Here is a 23498-nt window from a genome sequence, read left to right on the forward strand (position 1 = left end):
AGAAACAAGAAAGGCGCTCATTGAGCGCCTTTCTTTTGTCTGGAGATTACAGAATTTCCAGCAGTTCCACTTCAAAAATCAGCGCGCTGAATGGCGGAATGGAAGCACCCGCGCCACGTTCGCCATACGCCAGATTGTGCGGAATATAGAGTTCCCACTTGGAACCCACTGGCATCAGCGTCAACGCTTCAATCCAGCCTGGAATCACGCCGCTTACTGGGAATTCAGCAGGTTGACCACGCTGGACGGAGCTGTCGAACACGCTGCCGTCAATCAGACGACCGGTGTAATGCACACGTACGCGATCCTGACGAGCTGGGATCGAACCTTCACCCTGCGTCAACACGCGGAATTGCAGACCAGATTCCGTGCTGTTCACGCCTTCTTTCTGCGCGTTTTCAGCCAGGAACTGCTGACCTTCTACCGCCAGCACCTGTTGGCGATCGCGACGTACCGCATCAGCACGTTCGTGAATTTCACGCAGCGCACGATGAACCACATCCACAGGCACCGCAGGCGCATTACCTTCCAGCGCGTCACGTAAACCAGCAAGCAGCGCTTCTGGGATCAGGCCTTCAAGACCTGATTCCTGTAACTGTTGACCAACCTGTAAGCCGATGCCGTAACTTGCCTGCGCTTCGACGCTATCAAAAGAAGGAGTTGTCATGGATGTTCCTTTTAATCTGTAAAAAACTGAAAGCGCAGCATAACAGCGACGGGGATTGGGGTAAAATCCTGTGTGCAGGTAATCACGTTAACCGCACGCCAGCCAAGCCATTCCGGGAAGCTGGCCTATACTGGTAGTTCTGATGTTTCTATCGCACGGGTTGCCTTAATCATCAACGCGTTAACTGGTCAGCCTATGCGGATTATCGGTATACTGGATTGCGTTATTATCCTGATACTGTTTTTATGCCGACGCCGTCTGGCTACTGGTATAGCGTAGTGACTGGCATAGCGTTGTTAATAACATCATTTTTATATGATGCTGTTTTTATACTGATTTTTTATACTGAACTGTTTTTATATTAAACCGTAGTAAGAGAGGTCACCATGGGCAGAATTGCGCCCAGGAAGCGGAAAACCACCTGGGATTATCAAACGCTAGTACGCTTCTGCCAGCGAATCATCCAGCGGCAGCCCTCACATGCTGTAGCCGTAGAAAACGACGGGGAACGCGAAGAGCAGGAACAACTGCCCTCTCCTTCCCTGCGCGAGCGTCTTGGTGCCATGCTACAGAAAGTCTGGCATCTGCCCGACGGCTATCACTGGATGGAACCGTTGCCGTTCCTCCATCGCCGCTGGATTTTAATCGCTATCGCACTGCTGCTCGTTGTGTTGCTTTGGCCTTACAGCGCCCAACATCCGCAGCCTGCCCGTACCACGCCCGTACCTCTTACGCAGGCAGATAATCAGGCTGCGATGCAGGCCGTGATTATTGAAAACCAGCCTTCCATACCCCAACAGCAGCCTGCGGCTACCGAACCTCAGACACCATCATCAGCACCGTGGCGACAGTATGAGATCGCCTCGGGGCAAACGCTGGCCCAGCTCTTTCGCGATAACAATCTCCCCGTCAGCGATGTGTTCGCGATGGCTCAGGTGGAAGGCAGGGATAAGCCGCTCAGCAATTTACGCGCAGGTCAGGCAGTTAAATTACAGCTGAATGCACAAGGTATGGTCGCCGAGCTAGAGATCGAAACCACGGCGAACCAGACGATTCGGTTCACCCGCGGTGCAGACGGTGCCTTTACTCGCACTCGCTAGCGAGCCAGCCGTTCCAATAGAAACTCGCGCAGGACGATAGCATGGTTGTGCTGCGCGTCTTTGCTGCCATAAAGCAGCGTGATTGCCCGCTTCTCTTCAAGTAACGCCAACAGCCTGCCGCACGCCGAACCCTGCGCTAACTCATTACGATAATAATCCACAAATTCCGCCCAGCGCTCCGGCTCGGCGTGAAACCATTTCCGCAACTCGCTACTCGGCGCGATGTCTTTAAACCACTCAACGCCCTCCAGACGCGCTTTGCTGATGCCGCGCGGCCACAAGCGGTCAATCAGAAAGGTGGGGGAAGAGAAAGGCGCGTGCGCGTCATAAACACGGGTGAGATGAATCAAGTCAGACATGCGGCCTCCGGCCTGCTTTTTAGGTATAGGTAATGATAGGTCATTTCCCGATCCCTAAAATGCAAAACGCTGGCACAAGGCCAGCGTTTCACATGTTAACTAAAGTGTTAATTCAACGATAAACGTGAATTACGCCTCAGCAACAACAACAACATTCAGTTCAGCAAAGACATCGCTGTGTACCTGGAAGCTCACTTCGTGCTCACCCAGAGTACGCAGAACGCCGTTCGGCAGGCGAACTTCGCTCTTAGCAATGTCAACACCGGCAGCCGTTACCGCATCAGCGATATCGCGAGTACCGATGGAACCGAACAGTTTACCTTCGTCGCCTGCTTTAGACGCGATGGTAACGCTACCCAGTTCTTTGATCTTAGCAGCGCGAGCTTCAGCAGCAGCCAGAACGTCAGCCAGTTTGGCTTCCAGTTCAGCACGGCGTGCTTCGAAGAACTCAACGTTTTTCTTGGTTGCCGGGACAGCTTTGCCCTGTGGAACCAGGAAGTTACGAGCATAGCCCGCTTTAACGTTTACCTGATCACCCAGGCTGCCCAGGTTTGCTACTTTATCAAGCAGAATAACTTGCATTACTTTATCCTCTCAAAGTCTCGTTAATGGACAGTGGCCGATTACTGATGACGGTCAGTGTACGGCAACAAAGACAAGTAACGCGCACGCTTGATAGCGCGGGCCAGCTGACGCTGGTATTTTGCACGAGTACCGGTGATACGGCTCGGAACAATCTTGCCGCTTTCAGTGATATAGTTTTTCAGCGTAGCGATATCTTTATAATCAATCTCTACAACGCCTTCCGCGGTGAAACGGCAGAATTTGCGACGACGGAAATAACGTGCCATGTGGCTAGTCTCCAGAATCTATCAATTCAATCTGCTCGGCATGTAACACTATCTTGCTCAAGCCATTGCGCCCTTGATGGCAGCTAATGAACCCGTGCACGGTAAGTTGCGTGCCGACCGTTATACTGTGGGTAACTGCTTGTGACGAGAGTCCGCTGACAATCACGGGCATACGACACCATGCTTGCCGACTCAATCCGGCCTCCTCCTGCGTCGAGCGGTGCTCAAGCACAAACTGACAGTGAGGAATGCCTGACGGGCTGACTTTACGAATGGGCGTCTTGCACACTGTGCCGGACAACACCAGACGATTCACCGTCACCACAACAATTACTCTTCAGAATCCCCTGCATCCACATCATCGCCAGCTTCAGCGAAATCTTCACGACGCTCACGGCGTTCGTCTTTCGCTTTCACCATTGGAGATGCTTCAGTTACCGCGTGCTTAACGCGCATAACCATGCTGCGGATAACGGCATCGTTAAAGCGGAAGTTTGTTTCCAGCTCATCGATCGCTTCCTGCGGCGCTTCAACGTTCAGCAGAACGTAGTGTGCCTTGTGCAGTTTGTTGATCGGGTAAGCCAGTTGACGGCGGCCCCAGTCTTCCAGACGGTGGATCGTGCCCTGCGCACCAGTGATAGTGGCAGTGTAGCGCTCGATCATGCCCGGAACCTGTTCGCTCTGGTCAGGATGAACCATAAATACGATTTCGTAATGACGCATCGAATTGCTCCTTACGGATTATTCAGCCTCCTGTCTGGGTCAACCGCGGCCCGTGGAGGCAAGGAACGTGTGTATGTGCGGCTGAAAAAATGACGCGTAAGTATAGTGCCCGACATTAAAGAACACAAGGAAGAAACACAGGAGTTTTCTGCATGGTGATGTTTAAGCCATCAGGGCAGGATTACAGCGTCCGCAGGAAGAAATCAGCGCCCGCCTGCAGCGCCGTTGGCGTAATGCGATGCCCCACGCCCGGTTCGGTCAAATACGTCAGATTAGCCAGCTTATCGCGCGCCTGTAATGCCTGATAGAGACGTGCGCTTTCTGCCGCCGGCACGACATCATCCGCTTCACCGTGCCACACCAGCAGCGGACGTTCGGACAACGCGTCCAGACGCGTAGTGACATCATAATCAGCCAGGTTGCTCGCTAACGCCTGCAACGCCGCTTGATTTTCCTCACCATCGGCCGGAACCGGAGGAAACAGCGCGGACGATAGCGTAGAGAAATAGCCCGACCCCATAAACGCCGCCACCGCGGTAATCCAGGGATAGCGCGCCATACACCCAAGCGCACTCATTCCACCGAGCGACGCGCCGCAAACGCCAATCCTCTCGCCATCGATCAGGCCACGCTGCCGATATTCCGCCACATAGTCAGGGAGTTCTTCTATATTCGATTGCAGAATATCCCAGAAATGGCACAACCGCCGTGCGTCATCCCCGTCATAGCGCGCACCGTGCATGGCCGCATCGGCCAAAATCACCCGAAACCCGGCCTGAGCCAACGCATAGCCAAAATACGAGTACACCTCTTTTGATGAAGTGTAACCATGAAAGAAAAAAATCGTCGGTAGAGGCTGCTCTCTCCTTTCCGCAGGTGCCGCGTGAATCGTTTCAATACCGCTACCGAGTTTATCCAGTGACATTTCGACCATATTTCCCTCGTTTTCTGTTCTGTCAGCCTATGCTTATGTAGCGAAATCGTATTTAGCAGAAGGGGGTGACCTTCTACGATAACCCACTCACAGCCATTTTCTTATCTCCGTGTTGTCACTGATTCCGTGCTGGTTTAATCGGCGTATTTATGTAAATAAAAAAATCACATTGATCCAGATCAATAACTGAAATGAATGTTTACACTCCGTGATTAATTTTTTTTCACTTACTGCCGTTAACGCATGTGAAGCAAGACTAAAAAATAACCTTTTTTATTATAAGAGACACACATATGTTGGGACTTTCTTTTAAACACTGGGGCCTGGGTATCAAGCTATCCGTCATCGCTTCACTGAGCGTGGCGATACTTTTCATTGCATTCACCCTATCCCTCACCCGATCAGCAGGCAATCAGCTCAAGACCCTGACCCTTAACGACATGCAGAGCCAGGTGAATGGCGTCACCGACATGATCAACATGTACGATACCAGCCTACAAGCCGAGGTCAGCAATTATACGCGGCTGCTGGCGAGCTTTCTGCCGACGCGGTTTTCACTGGATACCGTTAACCGCACGCCTTTTGGCAACACCTCTCACCCAACGCTTAAGGCTGGCGATACGGTATTGAACCTCAACACCGAAGTGCCAGACGATTTTCTGAGCCGTACCCACGCGATTTCAACGATTTTTGTCCGCGATGGAGAGGATTTTACGCGCGTCACCACGTCGCTGAAAAAAGAAGATGGATCGCGCGCGATGGGCACCAAACTCGATCGTGAAAGCCCAGCCTATGCGCCCGTGATGAAAGGTGACACCTACAGCGGATTAGCCACGCTGTTCGGCAAACAGTACATCACTCAGTATCAACCGATACGCGATAGTGAAAACAAGGTGATCGGTATTCTGTTCGTCGGTGTCGACATCACGAAGCAATTTACCGAGATGCAGCAAACTATTCTGAACAAGAAAATGGGTGAAACTGGCCATTTCTTTGTACTTAGCTCGAAAAAAGGAAAGGATACAGGCAACTATCTTTACCACCAAAGCAATGCCAACCAGCGTCCTGACTGGTCAGAAGGTGCGTTAGAGAAAGTGCTGGCAACCGGTAATGGTACAATCGAATACGACAACAACACGATGACGGGCGAAGAAAAAACCCGAATCATGGTGTACCGCAGTATTCCGCAGTGGAACTGGATTGTTGCAGGCACGGTGAGCAAAGAAAGCCTAATGGCAGAAATTAATCACACCCGTAACCTGTTTTTGGGCGGCGGCATTATTCTGGTTCTGCTCTTCGCTGGATTCTTTGTCGTACTGACGCGCAAATGGCTGAGCCAGCCGCTGGTTGAAATCGTCAAAGTGGCGGAACAGTTCTCTGCCGGTAACCTGACCGCGACGCTTTCCAGCAACCGTTACGATGAAGTTGGGCGCCTGATCGATGCCATTAACGGCATCGGACAAGGGCTAACGACCATCGTGTCGCAGGTGCGAAATGCGTCCGAAGAAATCAGTGCCAGCACCGATGCGCTGGCTGCCGATAGCGAAAACATCAGCGAACAGATTGCCCGTCAGGCCAGCAGCGTCGAAGAGACGTCTGCCAGCATGGAGCAACTCTCCGCCAGCGTGAAGCAGAACGCCGATAACGTCTCCGCCGCCAAAGATTTGGCAGAGCAGAGCGCCGCAGCAGCACGAAACGGCAGCCAGACCGTCACCGACTCCGTTTCTACGATGAGCGACATCAAGAATTCATCGCAGCGGATTGCGGATATCACGACCGTGATCGAATCTATTGCTTTCCAGACCAATATTCTGGCACTGAATGCCGCAGTAGAAGCCGCTCGCGCAGGTGAACACGGCAGAGGCTTCGCCGTGGTTGCAGCCGAAGTGCGAGCCTTGGCACAGCGCAGCTCCACCGCGGTGAAAGAGATCGAAAGTCTGATTGATGAATCACTGGAGAAAATCGAAGCGGGTTACCATTTCTCAGAGAAGACACAGGCGGTAATGGACGACTTGCGTAACCGCATCTTGCAAGTCAGCACCATCGTGAACGATATCGATATCGCCTCACGCGAGCAGTCCGCCGGTATTGGTCAGGTGAATATCGCGATTGTACAGATTGGTCAGGCAACGCAGGAAAACACCATTCTGGTCAACAATTCGGAAGACACCGCGCAGAACCTGCGCCAGAAAGGCCACCACCTCAGCGAGCTGGTCAGCGTCTTCCGTATTTAACATTCACACATACCCTAAATAATTCGAGTTGCAGGCAGGCGGCAATAGAAGGACAAATTCGTCGGGAACGAATTTGACCAGCCATAGGCTGGCCTGCGGTGAGAGACAGGATGTCTCTCATTTCATCCCGATGAGCTTACTCAAGTAAGTGATTCGGGTAACTAAGCGCAGCCAACACACCTGCAGCTTGAAGTATGACGGGTATAACGGTCATCGTGTTGTGGGTATTGCACGATGGTCACCACTTGCGTATTATCCCGACGTTTTTTCACCCATCCCCCACACTGACAAAGGAGACGACATCATGACAAAACTTACTCTGATTCTTTGCAGGACATCTCGGGACTAATTCCGCATTCTTTTCCGCTTTGCGTTATCCCCCCAGCTGTAGCCTGCCTTACCCTATTTTTAAATTGATCAGCAGGATGATCTATGGGCAATGCTATTCGCTCTATTTCGGCGCGCGTCAGTGTGATCGCGACGGAAAATACCTGGATTGAAGATAAAGCAATCCAACAGCTTCAAATTACATCACAACTTCCCGATATGGTTCGCGTGGCCGGCATGCCAGATTTGCATCCGGGCCGGGGTTACCCTATCGGTGCCGCCTTTTTTTCACAACAGCGCTTCTATCCGGCGCTGGTCGGAAACGACATCGGCTGCGGCATGGCGCTATGGCGCACGAGCCTGAACGCCAACAAAATCTCTCTGGATAAGCTGGAGAAACGGCTTGGTAATATCGATGGGCCACTGGAAGACGATATCGAGATTCCCCCCTCGCTGGCGGATTTTCGCTACTCGCTGGGCACCATCGGCGGCGGTAATCACTTTGCGGAATTACAGCAGCTTGATGAAATCTATCAACCAGATGCACTGCATGCTCTGTACATTGATCCTAAACAGCTGCTATTGCTCGTCCACAGCGGCTCACGCGGATTAGGGCAAACCATACTGGAAGCTCACGTGCGGGAATTCGGCCATCAGGGGCTTGAAGCCAACACGCCTGCCGCGGAGGCCTATCTGGAACAGCACCAGTTCGCGCTGACGTTTGCTACCCACAATCGGCGGCTGATCGCGCAGCGAATGCTGGAACGTTGGCATACGGAAGGCGATGCCGCACTGGACGTGAACCACAATCTGGTGACATCAGCAACGATTGAAGACATTTCCGGCTGGCTGCACCGCAAAGGCGCGACACCCGCCGACTGTGGCCCGGTCATCATTCCCGGTTCGCGCGGTGACTACAGCTACATCGTGCAACCCATTCCTCACGCCGACAGCCTGTATTCACTGGCACATGGCGCGGGCAGGAAGTGGATGCGCACGGAGTGTAAAGATCGGCTGTCTTCACGTTACAGCGTCCAGCAACTCGCGCGTACCCGCTTCGGCAGCCGCGTGATTTGTCAGGACAGGCAACTGATTTTTCAGGAAGCGCCGGAAGCCTACAAACCGATAGACAGCGTGATCGGCGCGATGCAGCAAGCAGGGTTAATCACGCTGATTGCTCGCCTGAAACCGGTACTCACCTACAAAACGCGCGGGGAGGATAAATGATATTACTTCAACTCTCCGCCGCGCAGGGGCCGGACGAATGCATGCTGGCAACCGCAAAGGCTTTGCAGGCTCTGACGCAAGATGCCGCGCGGCAAGGCGTCGACTGCGAAATTATCGAAACCGAAGCGGGGAAACGCGCAGGCACACTGCGTTCCGCACTGGTTCTGTTAAACGGTGAACTGGCAGAAACGCTAGCTGCCAGCTGGTGCGGTACGCTTCAATGGACGTGCAATAGCCCCTGGCGTAAAGGTGGCGGACGCAAAAACTGGTTTATCGGCGTCGCGCGCTTTCATCAGGAACAGGCGTTTGCCGATAACGAGATTCGCTTTGAAGCCACCAAATCCTCTGGTCCCGGTGGGCAGCATGTGAATAAAACCGAGTCTGCCGTCCGCGCCACCCATATCGCCAGCGGCATCACGGTGAAGGTACAGAGCGAACGCAGCCAGCACGCCAACAAGCGTCTTGCCTGTTATCTCATCGCCTATCGTCTGGAAGCATTACAGCAACAGCAGCATGCTGAACTACGGGCACTGCGGCGTCTGTTCCACCACCAGATCGAACGCGGTAATCCAGTAAAAGTCTTCAAAGGCGAAGACTTCACGCTGGTCACGTCGCGCTAACCTCAATTCACGGGCAGCACCGACTGCCCGTTATTTTTTCCTGTTAAAGAGAATGCCATCGGCCCGGTGATAGCGCTACACTCCCGCTATCTACTCCTGTCAGGCTGAAACGATGAACATCGTGCGGATACTTTTCTTACCCTTAATACTGATGCTATCCGGCTGCCAGATCATACAAGGGAAGCCTGTCGCGGCACCGCCGCCTGCGGAGAAAGCGCTAGAAATTCGCTATGCACAAACCAGCAAACTGGAAAAAATGGGGACGATTTCAGTTAGCATGCGCGGAAACGCTGATGATGTGGATCGTGCCCTTCAACAGAAAGCCGATGCCTCCGGCGCGCATTATTATGTGATTGTGATGAAGTCCGAGGCTGCCACGCTCCCCGGCATGTGGTTCGCGCGCGCCGTGCTGTACCGCTAAATCGGCAGGGCTGCTTGTAAAAATGCGGTAAACAAAGGTGCAGGGCAAGGAGGTCCGCCAAACAATACCGGGCAGATTCCCGGTATTGTCATGCAACGGCAAATTAATACGACATACACGCCGCATTCAGAATCCCGCCGCTTAGCGAAGCGGCACAGAGAAAGGCACCGGTGGCGACATCATTATTCTGGATATGCTGGCTGAGGCGTGGCATATACAGGCGCACCGCGAAATAAATCAGCAATTGCACCACCAGCGCGACTGCGCCCCAGGTGATGTAATCCACCAGACTCACCGAATTAATCGCCGCACTGGAAAGCGGGATCACATAGCCAATTAACGCCCCACCAAACCCAATGGCTGCCGTACTGTTGTTCTCTTTAATCAACGCCCACTCATCATGCGGCGTGACGCGGGTGTAGATAAACAGAAAGGCCAGCACCATGGCAAACCCGATAAAGAAATAGGAAGCGAAAGCGAGTAGCGACGTAACAATAGGCATAGCGATATTCCTTTTAAATGAGCCCCGTTGGCGCATCAGTAATAATAAGAGGAAGCATGAAGAATATAGATGATTCTTGCATAGCAAAGCGTTTATACATGACTTTACGTGATAAACAATGCGGGAATCCCCAGCGGAGCGCATTATCCCCTCAGCCTTCACATCCGCACGAATCTCCTCACATTTTTTAAGAAAACGGATAAGCATTGCGCCTGAAATGCCGATAACAGATAAGGCATTTTTTATCAGTTAGATAGTGCCGATTTCACCTTCATCACCTGCTTTTTATGCAAACACACAACAACAACTAATCCGTTATTGACCTGCGATGACGGTAAATAATTAATGAACGAAAGGAAGAGGTTTATGCTGCGCTGGATGTCATTTCAAAACCTGTCTGTAACGCGCAAGTTATTGGTAGGGTTTGGTTTATTGCTCATCATGGGAGTCATCCTCTCTATGGTCGGCTTTTACGGATTGCACAATAGCGACCAATCGTTAAAACGCATCAGCCGTCTTGGCGCCATGTATGACAAGACGGTGGTCGCGCGGGAAGGCAACTTTGGTTATGCGCTGGAGCGTAAAGCACAGTATCTGGAACAGCACGACAGTGCGATCGGTAACATTAAGGAAGAGCTGTCCGCGCTGCTGAAAGCGATCGACACGGGACATTGGCCAGCGGAAGACAAAAGCGCCATTCAGGATATTAGTGCGTCACTCAACGCTTATATTTCACAGCGCCAGCAGGTGATGAGCCCGGATGTCAGCCAACAGCGGCTCAGTGAATTGAACGAGCAGATGGCAGGGTTGCAGGAAAACATCAACAAACTTTACTTCACGGAAGAGAGCCGCGCGGGCCGTAACGTCATTAGCAGCGATATCCAACTGGGCGTGATTACACTGATTGCCATCATACTCGGTCTGACCACGGCCATCGTTATCTCGCGGCAGATCGTTCGCCCGCTGCATCAGGCGTTACATGCCACCCGCGCGATTGCGGAAGGCGATCTCACCGTGCAGCTTCACAACGATCGTCATGATGAATTAGGCCAGTTGATTTCAGCCATGGGGCAGATGAACAGCAATCTGCACAGCATGATTGATAAAATTCGCCTCAGCGCGAACCAGATTTCCTATGCCGCTGGGGAAATTTCTGCCGGCAACACCGATCTCTCTTCTCGCACAACGCAGCAAGCCGCCGCGCTTGAAGAAACCGCCGCCAGCATGGAACAGCTGACGTCAACGGTGAAACAGAATGCTGATAACGCCCATCAGGCCAACCGACTGGTTATGGATGCCTCCGATACCGCGAATCAAGGGGGAGAGCAGGTTTCTAAAGCCGTCAACACCATGCACGATATCGCGCAAAGCTCCCACCGCATCGCTGAGATTACCTCAATGATCAACAGCATCGCGTTTCAAACCAATATCCTGGCACTCAATGCTGCAGTAGAGGCAGCACGAGCCGGTGAACAAGGGCGTGGTTTCGCCGTTGTTGCCAGCGAAGTGCGTAATCTGGCACAGCGCAGCGCGCAGGCGGCTAAAGAGATCGATACGCTCATTGGTGAGTCGGTTTCGCAGATTAATAACGGCGCGGCACTCGTTAACGGCGCGGGGAAAACGATGGAAGGGATTGTCCAGTCAGTGACGCAGGTCCACGCCATCATGAAAGACATTACTACCGCTTCGGACGAGCAGCATCGCGGCATTTCTCAGGTCGGTCAGGCCATTATAGAAATGGATCAGAACACGCAGCAAAACACCGTACTGGTGGAGCAATCCTCGTCTGCCGCTCAGTCTCTGGAACAGCAGGCGATCGTGCTGTCTGATGCGGTGTCTGTTTTCCGGCTTTTACAGCCTTCACAGCAAGACGTTCGCAGACTGGCAATCCCCGCTGCATAGCACCAACGAAAAAGAGGTGCCCCAGGGCACCTCTTTACTATCATTCGCGACACTGATTATGCGCGCTGTCGAACGGCTTCAAACAGACACACGCCAGTGGCAACCGACACATTCAGTGAAGACACGCTGCCCGCCATCGGAATGCTTATCAATTCATCGCAGTGTTCACGGGTCAAACGACGCATACCTTCCCCTTCCGCGCCCATCACCAGCGCCAGCGGCCCGGTCAGCTTGCTTTGGTACAACGTATGATCAGCTTCACCCGCCGTGCCGACGATCCAGATATTACGCTCCTGCAACAGGCGCATCGTACGGGCCAGATTGGTCACGCTGATAACCGGTACGGTTTCTGCCGCACCGCAGGCCACCTTCTTCACCGTTGCATTCAGCTGCGCGGAACGATCGCGTGGCACAATCACCGCATGCACGCCAGCCCCATCCGCGTTACGCAGGCAAGCGCCTAGGTTATGTGGATCGGTCACGCCGTCCAATATCAGCAGGAAAGGCGTTTCCAGGTTGTCTAACATCGCAGGCAGATCGTTTTCCTGATATTTCCGCCCTTCTTTGACCTTCGCTACGATCCCCTGATGCACCGCGTCGTCAGCCTGCTTATCCAGCCATTGGCGATTCGCCACCTGAATGACGATGCCCTGCGCTTCCAGTTCCGCAATCACAGGCTGAAGGCGGCGATCGTCGCGCCCTTTCAGAACAAAAACTTCCAGAAAACGCTGTGGATCGCGCTCAAGCAGTGCCTTAACCGCGTGGATACCGTAAATAATTTCGCTCATTGATACTCTTCAAATTAACCATAACAGGCGGAGCCCGTTAATGTAGAGATAGAGGTTTTCCCCGCGCGCTCCCCTTCTCAGTGGAGCGCGCGGGCTAACTAACCTTACTCAGCAGATTTTTTCTTCGCACGTTTCGCTTTGGTCGCGGCGGCGATTTTACGCGTTTTTTCCGCGTTCTTTTTCGCTTTATCGCGGTTCTTTTTCGGCTTGGCTTTTGACTTATCCGACTTCGTGTTGCTATCGCCTTCTTTGCGGAATGCGGCATCCGGCTCAAAGTTTGCCGGCGCTTTGCTCGCGCTACGACGACGTCGACTTGGCTTGGCCTCACGCGACTCCGGTTTCTTCACACGATCGCGTGCCGTTTTACCTTCGCCACGCACCTTGCGCGTGCTGGAAATCAACGCGAAATCAATGTTGCGCTCATCCATATGGACAGCTTCAACACGAATTTCGACTTCATCACCCAGACGATAAACCTGCCCGCGCGATTCGCCGATCAGTCGCTGGCCGATATTATCGTAGCGATAGTAGTCATTATCCAGCGTGGAAACGTGTACCAGCCCATCAATAAACAGCTCTTTCAGGCGCACGAAGAAGCCAAAGCCAGTCACGCTGGAGATAATCCCCGTAAAGACCTCACCCACGTGATCCTGCATAAAGTCGCATTTCAGCCAGTCCGCGACGTCACGCGTGGCTTCATCCGCACGGCGCTCCGTCATCGAGCAGTGCATGCCCAACTGTAGCATCTCGTTAATGTCGCTATGCCAGCCGCCCGTTGGCGTCCAGCGCTCATGACGATCGCTCAGCAGATACTTAATGGCACGGTGCAGCGACAGGTCTGGATAACGACGAATCGGTGACGTGAAATGGCCGTAAGACGTTAATGCCAGACCGAAGTGGCCGCGGTTCTCTGGGTCATAAATCGCCTGCTTCATGGAACGCAGCAGCATGGTTTGCAGCATTTCCCGATCGGGACGATCAGCCAACTCATTCATCAATTCTGCGTAATCTTTCGGCTGTGGCTTCATTCCGCCTTTCAGCGTCAGCCCCAGTTCGCCCAACACGCTACGCAGGGCTAAGACATGGTCTTCACTCGGCTGATCGTGTACGCGGAACAGCGCAGGCTCTTCGTTTTTCTCCACAAATTTCGCGGCGGAGATATTCGCCAGAATCATGCACTCTTCGATCAGCTTGTGCGCATCGTTACGCACCACCGCTTCCACACGATCGATACGGCGTTCAGCGTTGAAAATGAACTTCGCTTCTTCCGTTTCAAACGCGATGCCGCCACGCACTTCACGCGCGTGTTCAAGCACTTTGTACATGCGGTGCAGCTCTTCCAACCCGCCCACCAGCGGCTTGTAGTGCTCGCGCAGCTCAGCGTCGCCTTGCAGAATATTCCACACTTTGGTGTAGGTCAGGCGTGCATGTGAACTCATCACTGCTTCATAGAACTTATAGGACGATAGCTTACCCTGCGCCGAAACGGTCATTTCACAGACCATACACAGGCGATCGACCTGCGGGTTAAGCGAACAGAGTCCGTTCGACAACACTTCTGGCAGCATCGGCACGACCTGAGACGGGAAGTACACCGAGGTGCCACGCGCCCGCGCTTCATGATCAAGCGCCGTATTCGGCCGAACGTAATAGCTCACGTCCGCAATCGCAACCCATAAGCGCCAGCCACCGCCGCGTTTCGGCTCACAGTGCACTGCGTCATCAAAATCGCGAGCATCTTCACCGTCAATCGTAACCAGTGGCAGCTTACGTAGATCCACACGACCTTTTTTCGCGGCTTCCGGCACCTCTTCGGAAAGATCTTTCACCTGTTCTTCCACTTTAGGCGGCCAGGTGTGGGGAATATCATGGGTACGCAGGGCGATATCTACCGCCAGCCCGGTGCCCATATTGTCACCGAGGATCTCGACGATCTTACCCACCGCTTTCGTGCGGCGCGTGGCGCGTTGCGTCAGCTCAACCACCACCACGAAGCCCATACGAGCGCCGTTAATGTCTTCTTTCGGGATCAGAATATCGAAGCTCAGGCGGCTGTCATCCGGTACGACAAACCCAACACCGGCATCGACAAAATAGCGGCCAACAATTTGCCCGGTACGCGGTTCCAGCACGCGCACAATGCGCCCTTCACGACGCCCTTTACGATCCGCACCCAGCGGCTGTGCCAGCACAACATCGCCGTGAATCGCCCGTTTCATCTCTTCAGCCGACAGATAAAGATCGTCTTTGCGGCCTTCCACGCGCAGGAAACCGAAACCATCACGGTGACCAATAACCGTACCGCGCAGCAGATCGAGTTTTTCCGGCAACGCATAACACTGACGGCGGGTAAAGATAAGCTGACCATCACGCTCCATCGCACGCAGGCGACGGCGCAGCGCTTCGAGAGCGTCTTCTCCAGTTAATTGCAGGTCGGCGGCTAATTCTTCCCGGCTAATCGGGGTATCGCGCTTGGCGATGTGCGCCAAAATATATTCACGACTGGGGATGGGGGATTCGTATTTTTCTGCTTCTCGTTCCAGGAATGGATCTTGTGACATTGCGGTTCCTCCGTTGTCATCAGCAGGAGGCTGAACAAAACTCATTCAACCAACAATAATTTATAAAGCGGCGGGTTTTCTTTGACCATATCAGCCAGCGTGTATTGATCCAGCTCATGCAGGAAATTTTGTACCGCTTGTTGAAGCACCTGCTTTAAGCGACAGGCTGGCGTGATGTGGCAAAATTCATGGCTACAGTTAACCAGCGTGAGCGGTTCCAATTCGCGCACGACATCGCCAATTCGGATGGTTTCTGCCGGCTTTCCAAGACGGATACCGCCATTCTTGCCGCGCACGGCCATCACCAACCCAGCACGACTAAGTTGATTGATAATTTTGACCATATGATTACGGGACACGCCATACACTTCCGTTACTTCCGAAATGCTGGTCATTTTCCCGCCCGGCAGCGATGCCATGTAAATCAGCGCCCGCAAACCATAATCCGTAAAACTTGTTAACTGCACATAAACCTCGGATACCTCTGGGTATCATTAACTGGCGTATTGAGTACGCCCCTGAAAAACCAACGCTATTGACAGATAATAAACTGGCGTAAACGCTACGGCTAATTATTTATACCCTTTGCGTTGCGAGAAATCCGAGTGGGAGAAGCCTGTGTTGCGGAAACCTCTCGGCTACGCCCTTCTTGCCCGATCCTTTTTACACCTGCCATATCTTTTTAATTTTATCTCACCGCAACACAGATAACGTATTCTCTTCTGTTGCACACACCACATCCAATGATGACTGGGTTATCACCCACGAAGGCGGCGTAAGGAAAAGGACACCATGGGGTTGAAAAATATTTCTATTCGTACCGGCTTATTAACGTTATTGCTGCTAACTACCCTGCTGCTACTTATCGTCAGCAGCATGGGCGTAGTCGCGATTAAGAAAGACAGGGAAACGCTGACAGCACAAAATCAGATTCAGGGCATTGAGCTGGGCAGCCTGATGAGCGGCTATAACCAGACACTCAGCGCGAGAGCCTCGGCAACGCTCGCCGTCAGGAAAATCGAAATCGGCCTGCTGGACGACGGTGCCAAGGAAACCGGAGTCGTAGAGAAACATCTTCGCCAATCGCAGGAAGACATTGAACGCGTGATCAAATCGGCTAATGCCGATCCCAAACAGCAGGCGCTGGCGCAGGACGTGTTGAAAACCTATCAGGCCTATTTTCAGCAGGGCATGACCCCGATGCTAAGTGCGCTGCAAAAACAGTATACCGACGAATATTATGACGTTCTGGAAAAGCAGCTCGGCCCACTGAGCGAAGCCTTTGATTTGTCGATCCAGAATTTCCGTCAGTATGCTCAGCAGCTTTCCGAACAGGGTCTGGCGCAGTCCGAGAGTAATGAGCGCATGATGCTGCTGCTCATTGCCATTGCCAGCCTCTTGTCTATCACGCTGGTGGCATTAGCCTGGGTCGCACTTCGGCACATGCTGCTCAAACCGCTGGACTATGCGATTGAGCAGTTGGAGCAGGTTGCTGGCGGTAATCTGACCCGCCGCCTGATTCAAGGCGGAGACAACGAGCTGGGTCGGCTCAATGATGCCATCGGCCGCATGCAAGGGGCACTGCTGGAGTCGGTCAGTCAGGTGCGCGATGCCAGCACGAAAATCGATCTCGGTAGCCGCGAACTGTTTGAAGAAAACGCGCAACTTTCCCAACGCACCGAGGAATCCGTTGCTGCACTGGAACAGACGGCAGCGAGTATGGAGCAATTGAGCGCGACGGTGAAACTCAATGCCGATCACGCGGAGCTCGCGCATCAGCTCGCCAATAATGTCTCGAACACCAGCAGCCGCAGCAACGAGTCTGTCTGTTACGTCATTGAAAAAATGCAGGAGATCGCCACCAGCGCCAAGCGTATCAATGACATTCTCAGCGTCATTGACGGCATCGCGTTCCAGACCAACATTCTGGCGCTGAACGCCTCCGTTGAATCCGCCCGCGCAGGCGAACAAGGCAGAGGCTTTGCCGTCGTCGCCGGAGAAGTGCGTAATCTGGCGCAGCATAGCGCACAGGCGGCGAAAGAGATCCGCGCATTGATTTTGGATTCCCAGACGCGCGTGTCCGAAGGGCTTGAATTAGCCTCTAAAGCAGGCGAAACCATGGACGAAGTGACCGACGAAATCATCCGTATTACACAACTGATGAGAGACATTTCCACCGCCACGCAAGAACAGCATCGCGGTATTGAGCAGGTTAACGTCGCCTTCACACAGATCGATAAAGTCGCTCAACACAACGCGCAGCTCGTCAAAGCCTCATCCGCGACGACGCAGTCGCTGGAGCAGCAGTCTCAGCAGTTGATGCGATCCATGGCACTGTTTCAGGTCGATCCTCGCCTTTCCTAATCTACTAATGGATTGCACCGCCTGTAGTCAGCCCTGCGCTGACTACAGGCATCCCCCGCAGAGAGCTCCGCTTCCGCCTATTCCCTAAAAAATCGAATAAATAATGAGAAAAAGCAGGAACCCTTTTTCCCCTTAACACACCTATTTCATAGATATACTTTCAGATAATTTGAGTATTATTTTTTTACCGCTATTCTCTGTTTTTACACATGAGCGTATAAATAGAGTTGCAGTGTTAACGCTGACCAAAATAATTTCCTCAATACATTGAATAAGAAGACAATGAGAGATGTTTCTTATTGGTAATATTTATCATGCGTTTTAGCCTATTAATTATATCTCGATATAATATTTATTAATTTAATTAATAGCACGCTATTTTATTAATTCGACCCATTGGTTTTCGCGTACAAAAAAGGGGACGGCCAATCACCCGATAACATCACAGATGGCATCATGATAAAACGAATGCCTCTGACAACAGCGAATCAAGGGTAAAGACAGAAAGAATATAGGCAAATATAAACATGAATAATCAGTCAGTTGATGTTGATTTGATTACCAGGTTTGACAATGAAGCCAAACTGCACGCGTTCAATTCCGTTTATGCCATCGCCGAATTCGACCTGGCAGGGAAACTGATTGAAGCCAATCCTCTTTTTTGCAAAATGCTGGGCTACAAAAAAGAAGACATTATTCAGAAGAACCACACGCTTTTTATGCCAGAAGCGCTGCGCCAAAAACACGATCATTTCTGGCACGATGTGATTAAAGGGAATATCAACGCAGGGGAATTCCAACGGAAAACCCAAAAAGGAGACATCATTTGGCTCCATGCCGCCTATACGCCCATTATTGATCATTCAGGTCGCCGCATCGGCGTCATAAAACTGGCGCTCGATATTACTCAAGAAAAGCGTCTGATGTCGGAGCACCGGGCACAGCTAGACGCGATTGAAAATTCGCAAGGCGTAATCGAGTTTGATAAAGACGGCTATATCACCCACGTCAATAAACATTACCTGATGCTGACGGGCTACGAAGAGAAGGAAATTCTCGGCCTGCACCACAAGTCACTCTGCGATCCTCTCTATACTGAACAAGCCGACTATCAAACATTCTGGGAAACCTTGCACCGCGGTCACCCTATCAGCGGGCGATTCCACCGCCTTGGCAAAGGCAGACATTCATTCTGGATACAGGCAACTTACAGTCCGGTTATGGATAGCGACGGCAATGTACGAAAAATCATTAAATATGCTCACAACATCACGCAAAATGTCGAAACCGAAAAGAAAGCCCATCAACAAGGTATCATTCTCGATATTCTGCTGTCAGTCCACGACAGCTTTCTGCTCGACCACAATCTGCCTTCCGCCTGCGATAAAGTCTTTGAGCGACTGCTTAGCGTCACCAACAGCACCTTCGGCTTCATTGCCACATTGCAGGAAGACGAAGACGGCCAGTCGCTCTATCTTCCCTCGATATCCAACCTTGCCTGGGATGACGAAACCCTGAACTGGTACAGGCACCAGCGCAGAACCAACGGTGGCCTGAGGCTCCGTAAACTGGACAATCTGTTTGGTCACGTGGTCACCCACAATACGGTGGTGTGCACCAATAACCTACTGAGGCAGAAGGCTGGCCGAGACCTTCCGCCTATCCATCCCGCGCTGTATTCCCTGCTTGGGATTCCTATCTCCCACAACGGCAAAGCGATCGGGATGATCGCGCTGGCTAACCGCCGGGAAGGTTACGATCAAACAATGATCGAGCTACTGGCTCCGCTAGTGAAAACGCTCGGCATCATTATTCACGCGCGTTCGCTGGAAGATGAGCGCACGCAGATAGAAGCCTCTCTGCGCTTTAACGCGGGGCATGATTTTCTTACTGGCCTGCCGAATCGCAGCAGTTTCTTCGAACAGGCCAACGCTTTTTTTCAGAACAAGAAGCAAAGCCATCAGACGGACAAAAGCTGTCTGGCGATTATTGATATCGATTTATTCAAAAACATTAACGATCAATACGGTCATCTGGCTGGCGATGCCGTCCTCAGAGAGCTGGCGATGCTTATGCGCATGTCGCTACGTCAGGAAGATCTGGTCGCTCGCCTCGGTGGGGAAGAATTCATCATTCTGTTAAAAGACGTCTCTTACCAAACGGCGGTGGTAACGATTGAGCGTATTCGACAGGCGATCGAGCAACATACGCTGGAATACGATCGCCAAAATCTGCGTTTCACGATTAGCGCAGGTATTGCCGCCTACTGTTCCGATCTTGCGTCCGTTGAGGACTGGATTCAGTTAGCCGATGAAAACCTCTATGCGGCTAAACGGCAAGGTCGCAACTGTGTGAAATAAGCCCATCCCGACAGCGCTGCTGGTAGCTTTGCTCGAACGTTTGCATTCCCGCAGCGGCTCCGGTTTGAATCAGGCCGGGAAGCTGGTGCGTTTTCCCTTCCCGAATCAGGTTACTGACTGCCGCAGTCGCCGTCAGCACTTCATAAAGCGCGATTCGACCACCTTGCGCAGCGGGCAACAGCCTTTGCGTCACGACGGCCTGCAAACAGGTAGCTAACTGGCTACGAACATAGGCTTTCTCTTCACCGGGAAAGACGTCAATCAGACGATCGACCGCCTGCGATGCACTACGTGTATGCAGCGTCGACAACACCAGATGGCCGGTTTCCGCCGCCGTCAGCGCCAGCCGAATCGTCTCCGTATCGCGCAATTCCCCCAGCAGAATCACATCGGGGTCCTCCCGCAATGCGGCCCGTAGCGCCAGTGCAAACGATGCACTGTGCGCACCGATCTCCCGCTGTTGAATCAGACAGCGTCGGCTGGCATGGATAAACTCGATCGGATCTTCCAGCGTAATCACATGGCGATCGCTGCTGTCATTTAACGCCCCAAGCATGGCCGCCAGCGTCGTGGATTTGCCGCTCCCCGTCGCCCCGGTAATCAGGATCAGTCCGTTCGGCTTCTCCAGCAGCGTCGATAGAACGGGTGGCGCATGTAGCGCTTCCAATGAAGGCTGAGCGGACGGGATAATACGCAGCGCCGCAGACAGCCCTTCACGTTGGCGAAACACATTCACCCGCAGGCGTTGTCCATCGGGCAGCATTAACGCGCCGTCCACCTGACCAGCCTGCCGCAGTTGCTCACGTTGAGCCGGTTCGAGCCAGGCATCACACCATTGTGCCACCTGCTCCGGCGTTAAACGTGGTAAGGTATTTTCAGGCTGTAGCTGCCCGTCCACACGCAACACCGGCGGGTGACCGCTACAAAGGTGCAGATCCGAGGCATTATGTTTTACACTACGCGCCATCCACTCATCCAACTCCATAGATAACCTCCTGAATAACCATGACGACAATCCAGCAGAATCTACAGGACATCCGGCAGCAAATCGCCACCGCCGCTGCGCATTGCGCGCGGGCACCAGAAGAAATTACGCTACTTGCAGTCAGTAAAACCAAACCTGTGAGCGCGATCGAAGAAGCCATCGCGGCAGGGCAACGAGCGTTTGGCGAGAATTATGTTCAGGAAGGCGTGGAGAAGATCCATTATTTCCAGAAAAACCACCCGGACACGCCGTTGGAGTGGCACTTTATCGGCCCGCTACAGTCAAACAAAAGTCGACTGGTGGCCGAGAATTTTGATTGGTTTCACACCGTGGATCGTCTGCGCATCGCGCAGCGTCTGAGCGAACAGCGCCCGACCACATTGCCGCCGTTAAACGTTCTGTTGCAGATTAATATCAGCAGCGAACCGAGCAAATCAGGCATTATGGTCGCTGAATTAGCAGAGCTTGCCGCCAGCGTCGCCGCACTGCCCAACCTGCGTCTGCGTGGCCTGATGGCGATTCCGGCACCGGAAACCGATTACGAGCAGCAGTTGGCTGTTTTCAAACAAATGGCCGCACTGTTGCAAACGTTATCTGCAAATCATCCGCATATTGATACACTTTCTATGGGGATGACGGACGACATGCGCGCGGCGATTACCGCGGGCAGCACGCTGGTGCGCATTGGTACGGCAATCTTTGGCGCGCGCGACTATTCAGCAAAAGGCGCCTAAACAGTCAATCAAGCGTGTAGCTGTCGGTAAAGAGCACACAAAAACAGCAGAGTACGCGCTGAACGGCACGTCATCTTTGACAGAATACAAACGGAACAGGTGATTAGCGATAATGCAGATGCAGCAACGTAAAATAGCGTTTATTGGTGCCGGAAACATGGCGCAGGCCATTATCGCCGGATTGGTCAACGGCGGTTATCCCGCTCAACACATCAGCGTCTGCGCGCCTTCGGGTAAGAACCGCGATGCGCTGGCTGCACAGTATGGCGTGATCAGCAGCGCGGACAATGTACGCTGCGCTCAGGAAGCGGACGTCATTGTGCTGGCAGTCAAACCGCAGATGATGGCAACAGTTTGCGAACCGCTGCGTGAACAGGTCAATTTCAGCGGTAAGCTGGTACTGTCGATTGCCGCAGGCATCAACATCGCACGTTTTCAGGCGCTGCTGGGCGAACCGCTGAATATCGTGCGGATTATGCCCAACACGCCGTCTCTGGTCGGCAAAGGCATGAGCGGAATGTATGCCCCCGCCTCCGTCAATCAGGCTGATAAAGACTTCACCGCACAGCTGATGCAGAGCGTCGGTAAAATTTGCTGGGTGGATAGCGAGCAAGGCATCAACGGCGTGATCGCCGCGGCGGGCAGCGCACCGGCCTATTTCTTCCTGTTTATGGAAGCGATGCAGCAGGAAGCCATCCGTCAGGGGTTCAGCCAGGAAACGGCTCGCTTGCTGGTGCAACAGGCCGCGTCCGGCGCTGCCGCGCTGGTTGAAGCCAATCCAGATACGCCGCTGTCGACCCTGCGGGAGAATGTGACCTCCAAGGGCGGCACCACGGCAGAAGCCCTGCGGGTATTTAACGAACAGCAGTTGACGCAAACCGTGGCCGAGGCCATGCAGGCAGCAATTGCTCGCGCACAGGAAATGGAAACGCTTTTTTAACCAAAGCGGGTTCCCCGATTCTTTATCTTATTAAGGAAAAGACGTACTTATGCTCACCCTGACTTTTCTGGTCAAAACGCTGGTCGACCTCTATGTAATGGTCCTGCTGCTGCGCATCTGGATGCAGTGGTCACGCAGCGATTTTTATAACCCGCTGTCGCAGTTTGTCGTCAAAATCACTCAGCCGATTGTCGGGCCACTGCGCCGCATTCTGCCGTCGTTAGGGCCGATTGACAGCGCTTCGCTGCTGCTGGCCTTTATTCTCACGACGATCAAATACCCGTTACTGCTGTTGATTCAGGTTGGCGCGATTTCCCTTAGCCCAATGAACCTGCTGGTCGGGCTTATCTCGCTGATTAAATCCGCGGGCTATCTGGTCTTCTGGGTCATCATCATCCGTTCTATCATGAGCTGGGTCAGTCAGGGCCGTAGCCCAATCGAATATCTGCTGCATCAGTTGACCGAACCGCTGATGGCACCGCTCCGCCGCGTTATTCCGGTTATGGGCGGCATTGATTTCTCTGCGATGGCCGTCATTCTGATTCTGTATATGCTCAACTATCTAGGCATGGACCTGTTCCCGGGGCTGTGGTTCCTGCTGTGAGTGCCATTACCCGCCACGGCGACGCGCTGGTGATTCGGCTGTATATTCAGCCAAAAGCCAGCCGGGATCAGATCGTGGGTTTGCATGGCGACGAACTAAAAGTCGCCATCACCGCACCACCGGTTGATGGGCAGGCCAATGCCCATCTGACCAAATTTCTCGCCAAACAGTTTCGGGTCGCCAAGAGCCTGGTCGTGATTGAAAAAGGCGAACTCGGGCGGCATAAACAGATTAGAATTACCCATCCGCAACACATCCCGGCTGACGTCGCGGACTTCATTGAATAAATACGCAG

The 23498-nt window shown here is 52.9% G+C and carries 24 protein-coding genes; 12 read left to right on the forward strand and 12 right to left on the reverse strand.

The features are described from left to right. Positions 1 to 46: 46 nt before the first annotated feature. The gene (gene fklB / locus HP572_RS15645; RefSeq protein ID WP_010279036.1) at positions 47 to 667 is read right to left on the reverse strand and encodes an FKBP-type peptidyl-prolyl cis-trans isomerase; all 621 of its coding nucleotides are present in this window, start codon (positions 665 to 667) and stop codon (positions 47 to 49) included. 386 nt (positions 668 to 1053) lie between these two features. Here fklB and HP572_RS15650 point away from each other — a divergent pair, with 386 nt between their 5' ends. Next, positions 1054 to 1767, forward strand: coding sequence for a LysM-like peptidoglycan-binding domain-containing protein (locus HP572_RS15650; RefSeq protein ID WP_240583686.1), 714 nt, complete (start codon positions 1054 to 1056; stop codon positions 1765 to 1767). Here the strand turns inward: HP572_RS15650 and HP572_RS15655 are convergent. The 6 genes from HP572_RS15655 to yjfP form a co-directional block, all read right to left on the reverse strand. After that, positions 1764 to 2126: a DUF488 domain-containing protein gene (locus HP572_RS15655; protein ID WP_240583687.1), complete on the reverse strand. Its 363-nt coding sequence runs from the start codon at positions 2124 to 2126 to the stop codon at positions 1764 to 1766. The genes HP572_RS15650 and HP572_RS15655 overlap by 4 nt on opposite strands. Before the next feature lie 129 nt (positions 2127 to 2255). Beyond that, positions 2256 to 2708, reverse strand: coding sequence for a 50S ribosomal protein L9 (gene rplI / locus HP572_RS15660; protein WP_010279043.1), 453 nt, complete (start codon positions 2706 to 2708; stop codon positions 2256 to 2258). Positions 2709 to 2749: 41 nt separating this feature from the next. Next, complete coding sequence (rpsR, locus tag HP572_RS15665) at positions 2750 to 2977, reverse strand: 30S ribosomal protein S18 (protein WP_005974788.1); 228 nt, start codon at positions 2975 to 2977, stop codon at positions 2750 to 2752. 4 nt (positions 2978 to 2981) lie between these two features. Beyond that, entirely contained in the window at positions 2982 to 3302 is a 321-nt protein-coding gene (gene priB, locus HP572_RS15670; RefSeq protein WP_015841576.1) for a primosomal replication protein N, read from the reverse strand. A gap of 5 nt (positions 3303 to 3307) precedes the next feature. After that, on the reverse strand, positions 3308 to 3700 hold the full coding sequence (rpsF, locus tag HP572_RS15675; RefSeq protein WP_005974793.1) for a 30S ribosomal protein S6: 393 nt from the start codon (positions 3698 to 3700) through the stop codon (positions 3308 to 3310). A gap of 181 nt (positions 3701 to 3881) precedes the next feature. After that, positions 3882 to 4634 carry an esterase gene (gene yjfP, locus HP572_RS15680; RefSeq protein WP_240583688.1) on the reverse strand — a complete coding sequence of 251 codons (753 nt, stop codon included), beginning with the start codon at positions 4632 to 4634 and terminating at the stop codon, positions 3882 to 3884. Between the two features lie 293 nt (positions 4635 to 4927). Between yjfP and HP572_RS15685 the strand changes: the two genes are divergently transcribed. The 4 genes from HP572_RS15685 to bsmA all read left to right on the forward strand — a co-directional run bounded on the left by HP572_RS15685 (position 4928) and on the right by bsmA (position 9463). Then, positions 4928 to 6868: a methyl-accepting chemotaxis protein gene (locus HP572_RS15685; RefSeq protein ID WP_205551484.1), complete on the forward strand. Its 1941-nt coding sequence runs from the start codon at positions 4928 to 4930 to the stop codon at positions 6866 to 6868. A gap of 432 nt (positions 6869 to 7300) precedes the next feature. Continuing rightward, complete coding sequence (locus HP572_RS15690) at positions 7301 to 8422, forward strand: RNA ligase RtcB family protein (protein WP_240583689.1); 1122 nt, start codon at positions 7301 to 7303, stop codon at positions 8420 to 8422. After that, positions 8419 to 9042, forward strand: coding sequence for a peptide chain release factor H (prfH, locus tag HP572_RS15695; RefSeq protein ID WP_240583690.1), 624 nt, complete (start codon positions 8419 to 8421; stop codon positions 9040 to 9042). The genes HP572_RS15690 and prfH overlap by 4 nt, the downstream gene beginning before the upstream one ends. Positions 9043 to 9154: 112 nt before the next feature. Then, the gene (gene bsmA / locus HP572_RS15700) at positions 9155 to 9463 is read left to right on the forward strand and encodes a biofilm peroxide resistance protein BsmA (protein WP_240583691.1); all 309 of its coding nucleotides are present in this window, start codon (positions 9155 to 9157) and stop codon (positions 9461 to 9463) included. 103 nt (positions 9464 to 9566) lie between these two features. Here bsmA and HP572_RS15705 read toward each other — a convergent pair whose 3' ends face one another. Continuing rightward, complete coding sequence (locus HP572_RS15705) at positions 9567 to 9965, reverse strand: DUF350 domain-containing protein (RefSeq protein ID WP_205551492.1); 399 nt, start codon at positions 9963 to 9965, stop codon at positions 9567 to 9569. 366 nt (positions 9966 to 10331) lie between these two features. Between HP572_RS15705 and HP572_RS15710 the strand changes: the two genes are divergently transcribed. Continuing rightward, entirely contained in the window at positions 10332 to 11867 is a 1536-nt protein-coding gene (locus tag HP572_RS15710; protein ID WP_240583692.1) for a methyl-accepting chemotaxis protein, read from the forward strand. Between the two features lie 56 nt (positions 11868 to 11923). Here HP572_RS15710 and rlmB read toward each other — a convergent pair whose 3' ends face one another. The 3 genes from rlmB to nsrR all read right to left on the reverse strand — a co-directional run bounded on the left by rlmB (position 11924) and on the right by nsrR (position 15683). Continuing rightward, complete coding sequence (rlmB, locus tag HP572_RS15715; RefSeq protein ID WP_010279080.1) at positions 11924 to 12655, reverse strand: 23S rRNA (guanosine(2251)-2'-O)-methyltransferase RlmB; 732 nt, start codon at positions 12653 to 12655, stop codon at positions 11924 to 11926. A gap of 104 nt (positions 12656 to 12759) precedes the next feature. Beyond that, the gene (gene rnr / locus HP572_RS15720; protein WP_240583693.1) at positions 12760 to 15216 is read right to left on the reverse strand and encodes a ribonuclease R; all 2457 of its coding nucleotides are present in this window, start codon (positions 15214 to 15216) and stop codon (positions 12760 to 12762) included. Positions 15217 to 15257: 41 nt separating this feature from the next. Then, positions 15258 to 15683, reverse strand: a complete 426-nt coding sequence (nsrR, locus tag HP572_RS15725; RefSeq protein WP_010279087.1) for a nitric oxide-sensing transcriptional repressor NsrR — start codon at positions 15681 to 15683, stop codon at positions 15258 to 15260. Between the two features lie 325 nt (positions 15684 to 16008). Here nsrR and HP572_RS15730 point away from each other — a divergent pair, with 325 nt between their 5' ends. Next, positions 16009 to 17580: a methyl-accepting chemotaxis protein gene (locus HP572_RS15730; protein ID WP_240583694.1), complete on the forward strand. Its 1572-nt coding sequence runs from the start codon at positions 16009 to 16011 to the stop codon at positions 17578 to 17580. 527 nt (positions 17581 to 18107) lie between these two features. Continuing rightward, the gene (locus tag HP572_RS15735; RefSeq protein ID WP_240583695.1) at positions 18108 to 19940 is read left to right on the forward strand and encodes a diguanylate cyclase; all 1833 of its coding nucleotides are present in this window, start codon (positions 18108 to 18110) and stop codon (positions 19938 to 19940) included. On the opposite strand, the gene HP572_RS15740 is transcribed toward HP572_RS15735, so the two are convergent. Further along, positions 19909 to 20925 carry a type IV pilus twitching motility protein PilT gene (locus HP572_RS15740; protein ID WP_240583696.1) on the reverse strand — a complete coding sequence of 339 codons (1017 nt, stop codon included), beginning with the start codon at positions 20923 to 20925 and terminating at the stop codon, positions 19909 to 19911. The genes HP572_RS15735 and HP572_RS15740 overlap by 32 nt on opposite strands. Before the next feature lie 20 nt (positions 20926 to 20945). Between HP572_RS15740 and HP572_RS15745 the strand changes: the two genes are divergently transcribed. The 4 genes from HP572_RS15745 (at position 20946) to yggU (ending at position 23490) form a co-directional block, all read left to right on the forward strand. Then, on the forward strand, positions 20946 to 21659 hold the full coding sequence (locus tag HP572_RS15745) for a YggS family pyridoxal phosphate-dependent enzyme (RefSeq protein ID WP_240583697.1): 714 nt from the start codon (positions 20946 to 20948) through the stop codon (positions 21657 to 21659). 118 nt (positions 21660 to 21777) lie between these two features. Continuing rightward, complete coding sequence (gene proC / locus HP572_RS15750; protein ID WP_043902046.1) at positions 21778 to 22599, forward strand: pyrroline-5-carboxylate reductase; 822 nt, start codon at positions 21778 to 21780, stop codon at positions 22597 to 22599. Between the two features lie 49 nt (positions 22600 to 22648). After that, positions 22649 to 23203 (forward strand): YggT family protein, encoded by a 555-nt coding sequence (locus HP572_RS15755; protein WP_010279107.1) that lies wholly within the window; start codon positions 22649 to 22651, stop codon positions 23201 to 23203. After that, positions 23200 to 23490, forward strand: coding sequence for a DUF167 family protein YggU (gene yggU / locus HP572_RS15760; protein WP_010279110.1), 291 nt, complete (start codon positions 23200 to 23202; stop codon positions 23488 to 23490). The genes HP572_RS15755 and yggU overlap by 4 nt, the downstream gene beginning before the upstream one ends. Positions 23491 to 23498 lie beyond the last annotated feature (8 nt).

The organism is Pectobacterium sp. PL64 (assembly GCF_022477975.1).
Lineage (GTDB): Bacteria > Pseudomonadota > Gammaproteobacteria > Enterobacterales > Enterobacteriaceae > Pectobacterium > Pectobacterium jejuense.

Bases quoted from the DNA above. Each gene is read 5' to 3' on its own strand.
- rpsF (WP_005974793.1), bottom strand. From the start codon at position 3,700: ATGCGTCATTACGAAATCGTATTTATGGTTCATCCTGACCAGAGCGAA.
- HP572_RS15685 (WP_205551484.1), top strand. From the start codon at position 4,928: ATGTTGGGACTTTCTTTTAAACACTGGGGCCTGGGTATCAAGCTATCC.
- rpsR (WP_005974788.1), bottom strand. From the start codon at position 2,977: ATGGCACGTTATTTCCGTCGTCGCAAATTCTGCCGTTTCACCGCGGAA.
- rlmB (WP_010279080.1), bottom strand. From the start codon at position 12,655: ATGAGCGAAATTATTTACGGTATCCACGCGGTTAAGGCACTGCTTGAG.
- HP572_RS15650 (WP_240583686.1), top strand. From the start codon at position 1,054: ATGGGCAGAATTGCGCCCAGGAAGCGGAAAACCACCTGGGATTATCAA.
- HP572_RS15710 (WP_240583692.1), top strand. From the start codon at position 10,332: ATGCTGCGCTGGATGTCATTTCAAAACCTGTCTGTAACGCGCAAGTTA.
- HP572_RS15705 (WP_205551492.1), bottom strand. From the start codon at position 9,965: ATGCCTATTGTTACGTCGCTACTCGCTTTCGCTTCCTATTTCTTTATC.
- HP572_RS15740 (WP_240583696.1), bottom strand. From the start codon at position 20,925: ATGGAGTTGGATGAGTGGATGGCGCGTAGTGTAAAACATAATGCCTCG.
- HP572_RS15655 (WP_240583687.1), bottom strand. From the start codon at position 2,126: ATGTCTGACTTGATTCATCTCACCCGTGTTTATGACGCGCACGCGCCT.
- HP572_RS15690 (WP_240583689.1), top strand. From the start codon at position 7,301: ATGGGCAATGCTATTCGCTCTATTTCGGCGCGCGTCAGTGTGATCGCG.
- HP572_RS15745 (WP_240583697.1), top strand. From the start codon at position 20,946: ATGACGACAATCCAGCAGAATCTACAGGACATCCGGCAGCAAATCGCC.
- HP572_RS15730 (WP_240583694.1), top strand. From the start codon at position 16,009: ATGGGGTTGAAAAATATTTCTATTCGTACCGGCTTATTAACGTTATTG.
- prfH (WP_240583690.1), top strand. From the start codon at position 8,419: ATGATATTACTTCAACTCTCCGCCGCGCAGGGGCCGGACGAATGCATG.
- yjfP (WP_240583688.1), bottom strand. From the start codon at position 4,634: ATGGTCGAAATGTCACTGGATAAACTCGGTAGCGGTATTGAAACGATT.
- HP572_RS15755 (WP_010279107.1), top strand. From the start codon at position 22,649: ATGCTCACCCTGACTTTTCTGGTCAAAACGCTGGTCGACCTCTATGTA.
- bsmA (WP_240583691.1), top strand. From the start codon at position 9,155: ATGAACATCGTGCGGATACTTTTCTTACCCTTAATACTGATGCTATCC.
- HP572_RS15735 (WP_240583695.1), top strand. From the start codon at position 18,108: ATGAATAATCAGTCAGTTGATGTTGATTTGATTACCAGGTTTGACAAT.
- rnr (WP_240583693.1), bottom strand. From the start codon at position 15,216: ATGTCACAAGATCCATTCCTGGAACGAGAAGCAGAAAAATACGAATCC.
- fklB (WP_010279036.1), bottom strand. From the start codon at position 667: ATGACAACTCCTTCTTTTGATAGCGTCGAAGCGCAGGCAAGTTACGGC.
- proC (WP_043902046.1), top strand. From the start codon at position 21,778: ATGCAGCAACGTAAAATAGCGTTTATTGGTGCCGGAAACATGGCGCAG.
- rplI (WP_010279043.1), bottom strand. From the start codon at position 2,708: ATGCAAGTTATTCTGCTTGATAAAGTAGCAAACCTGGGCAGCCTGGGT.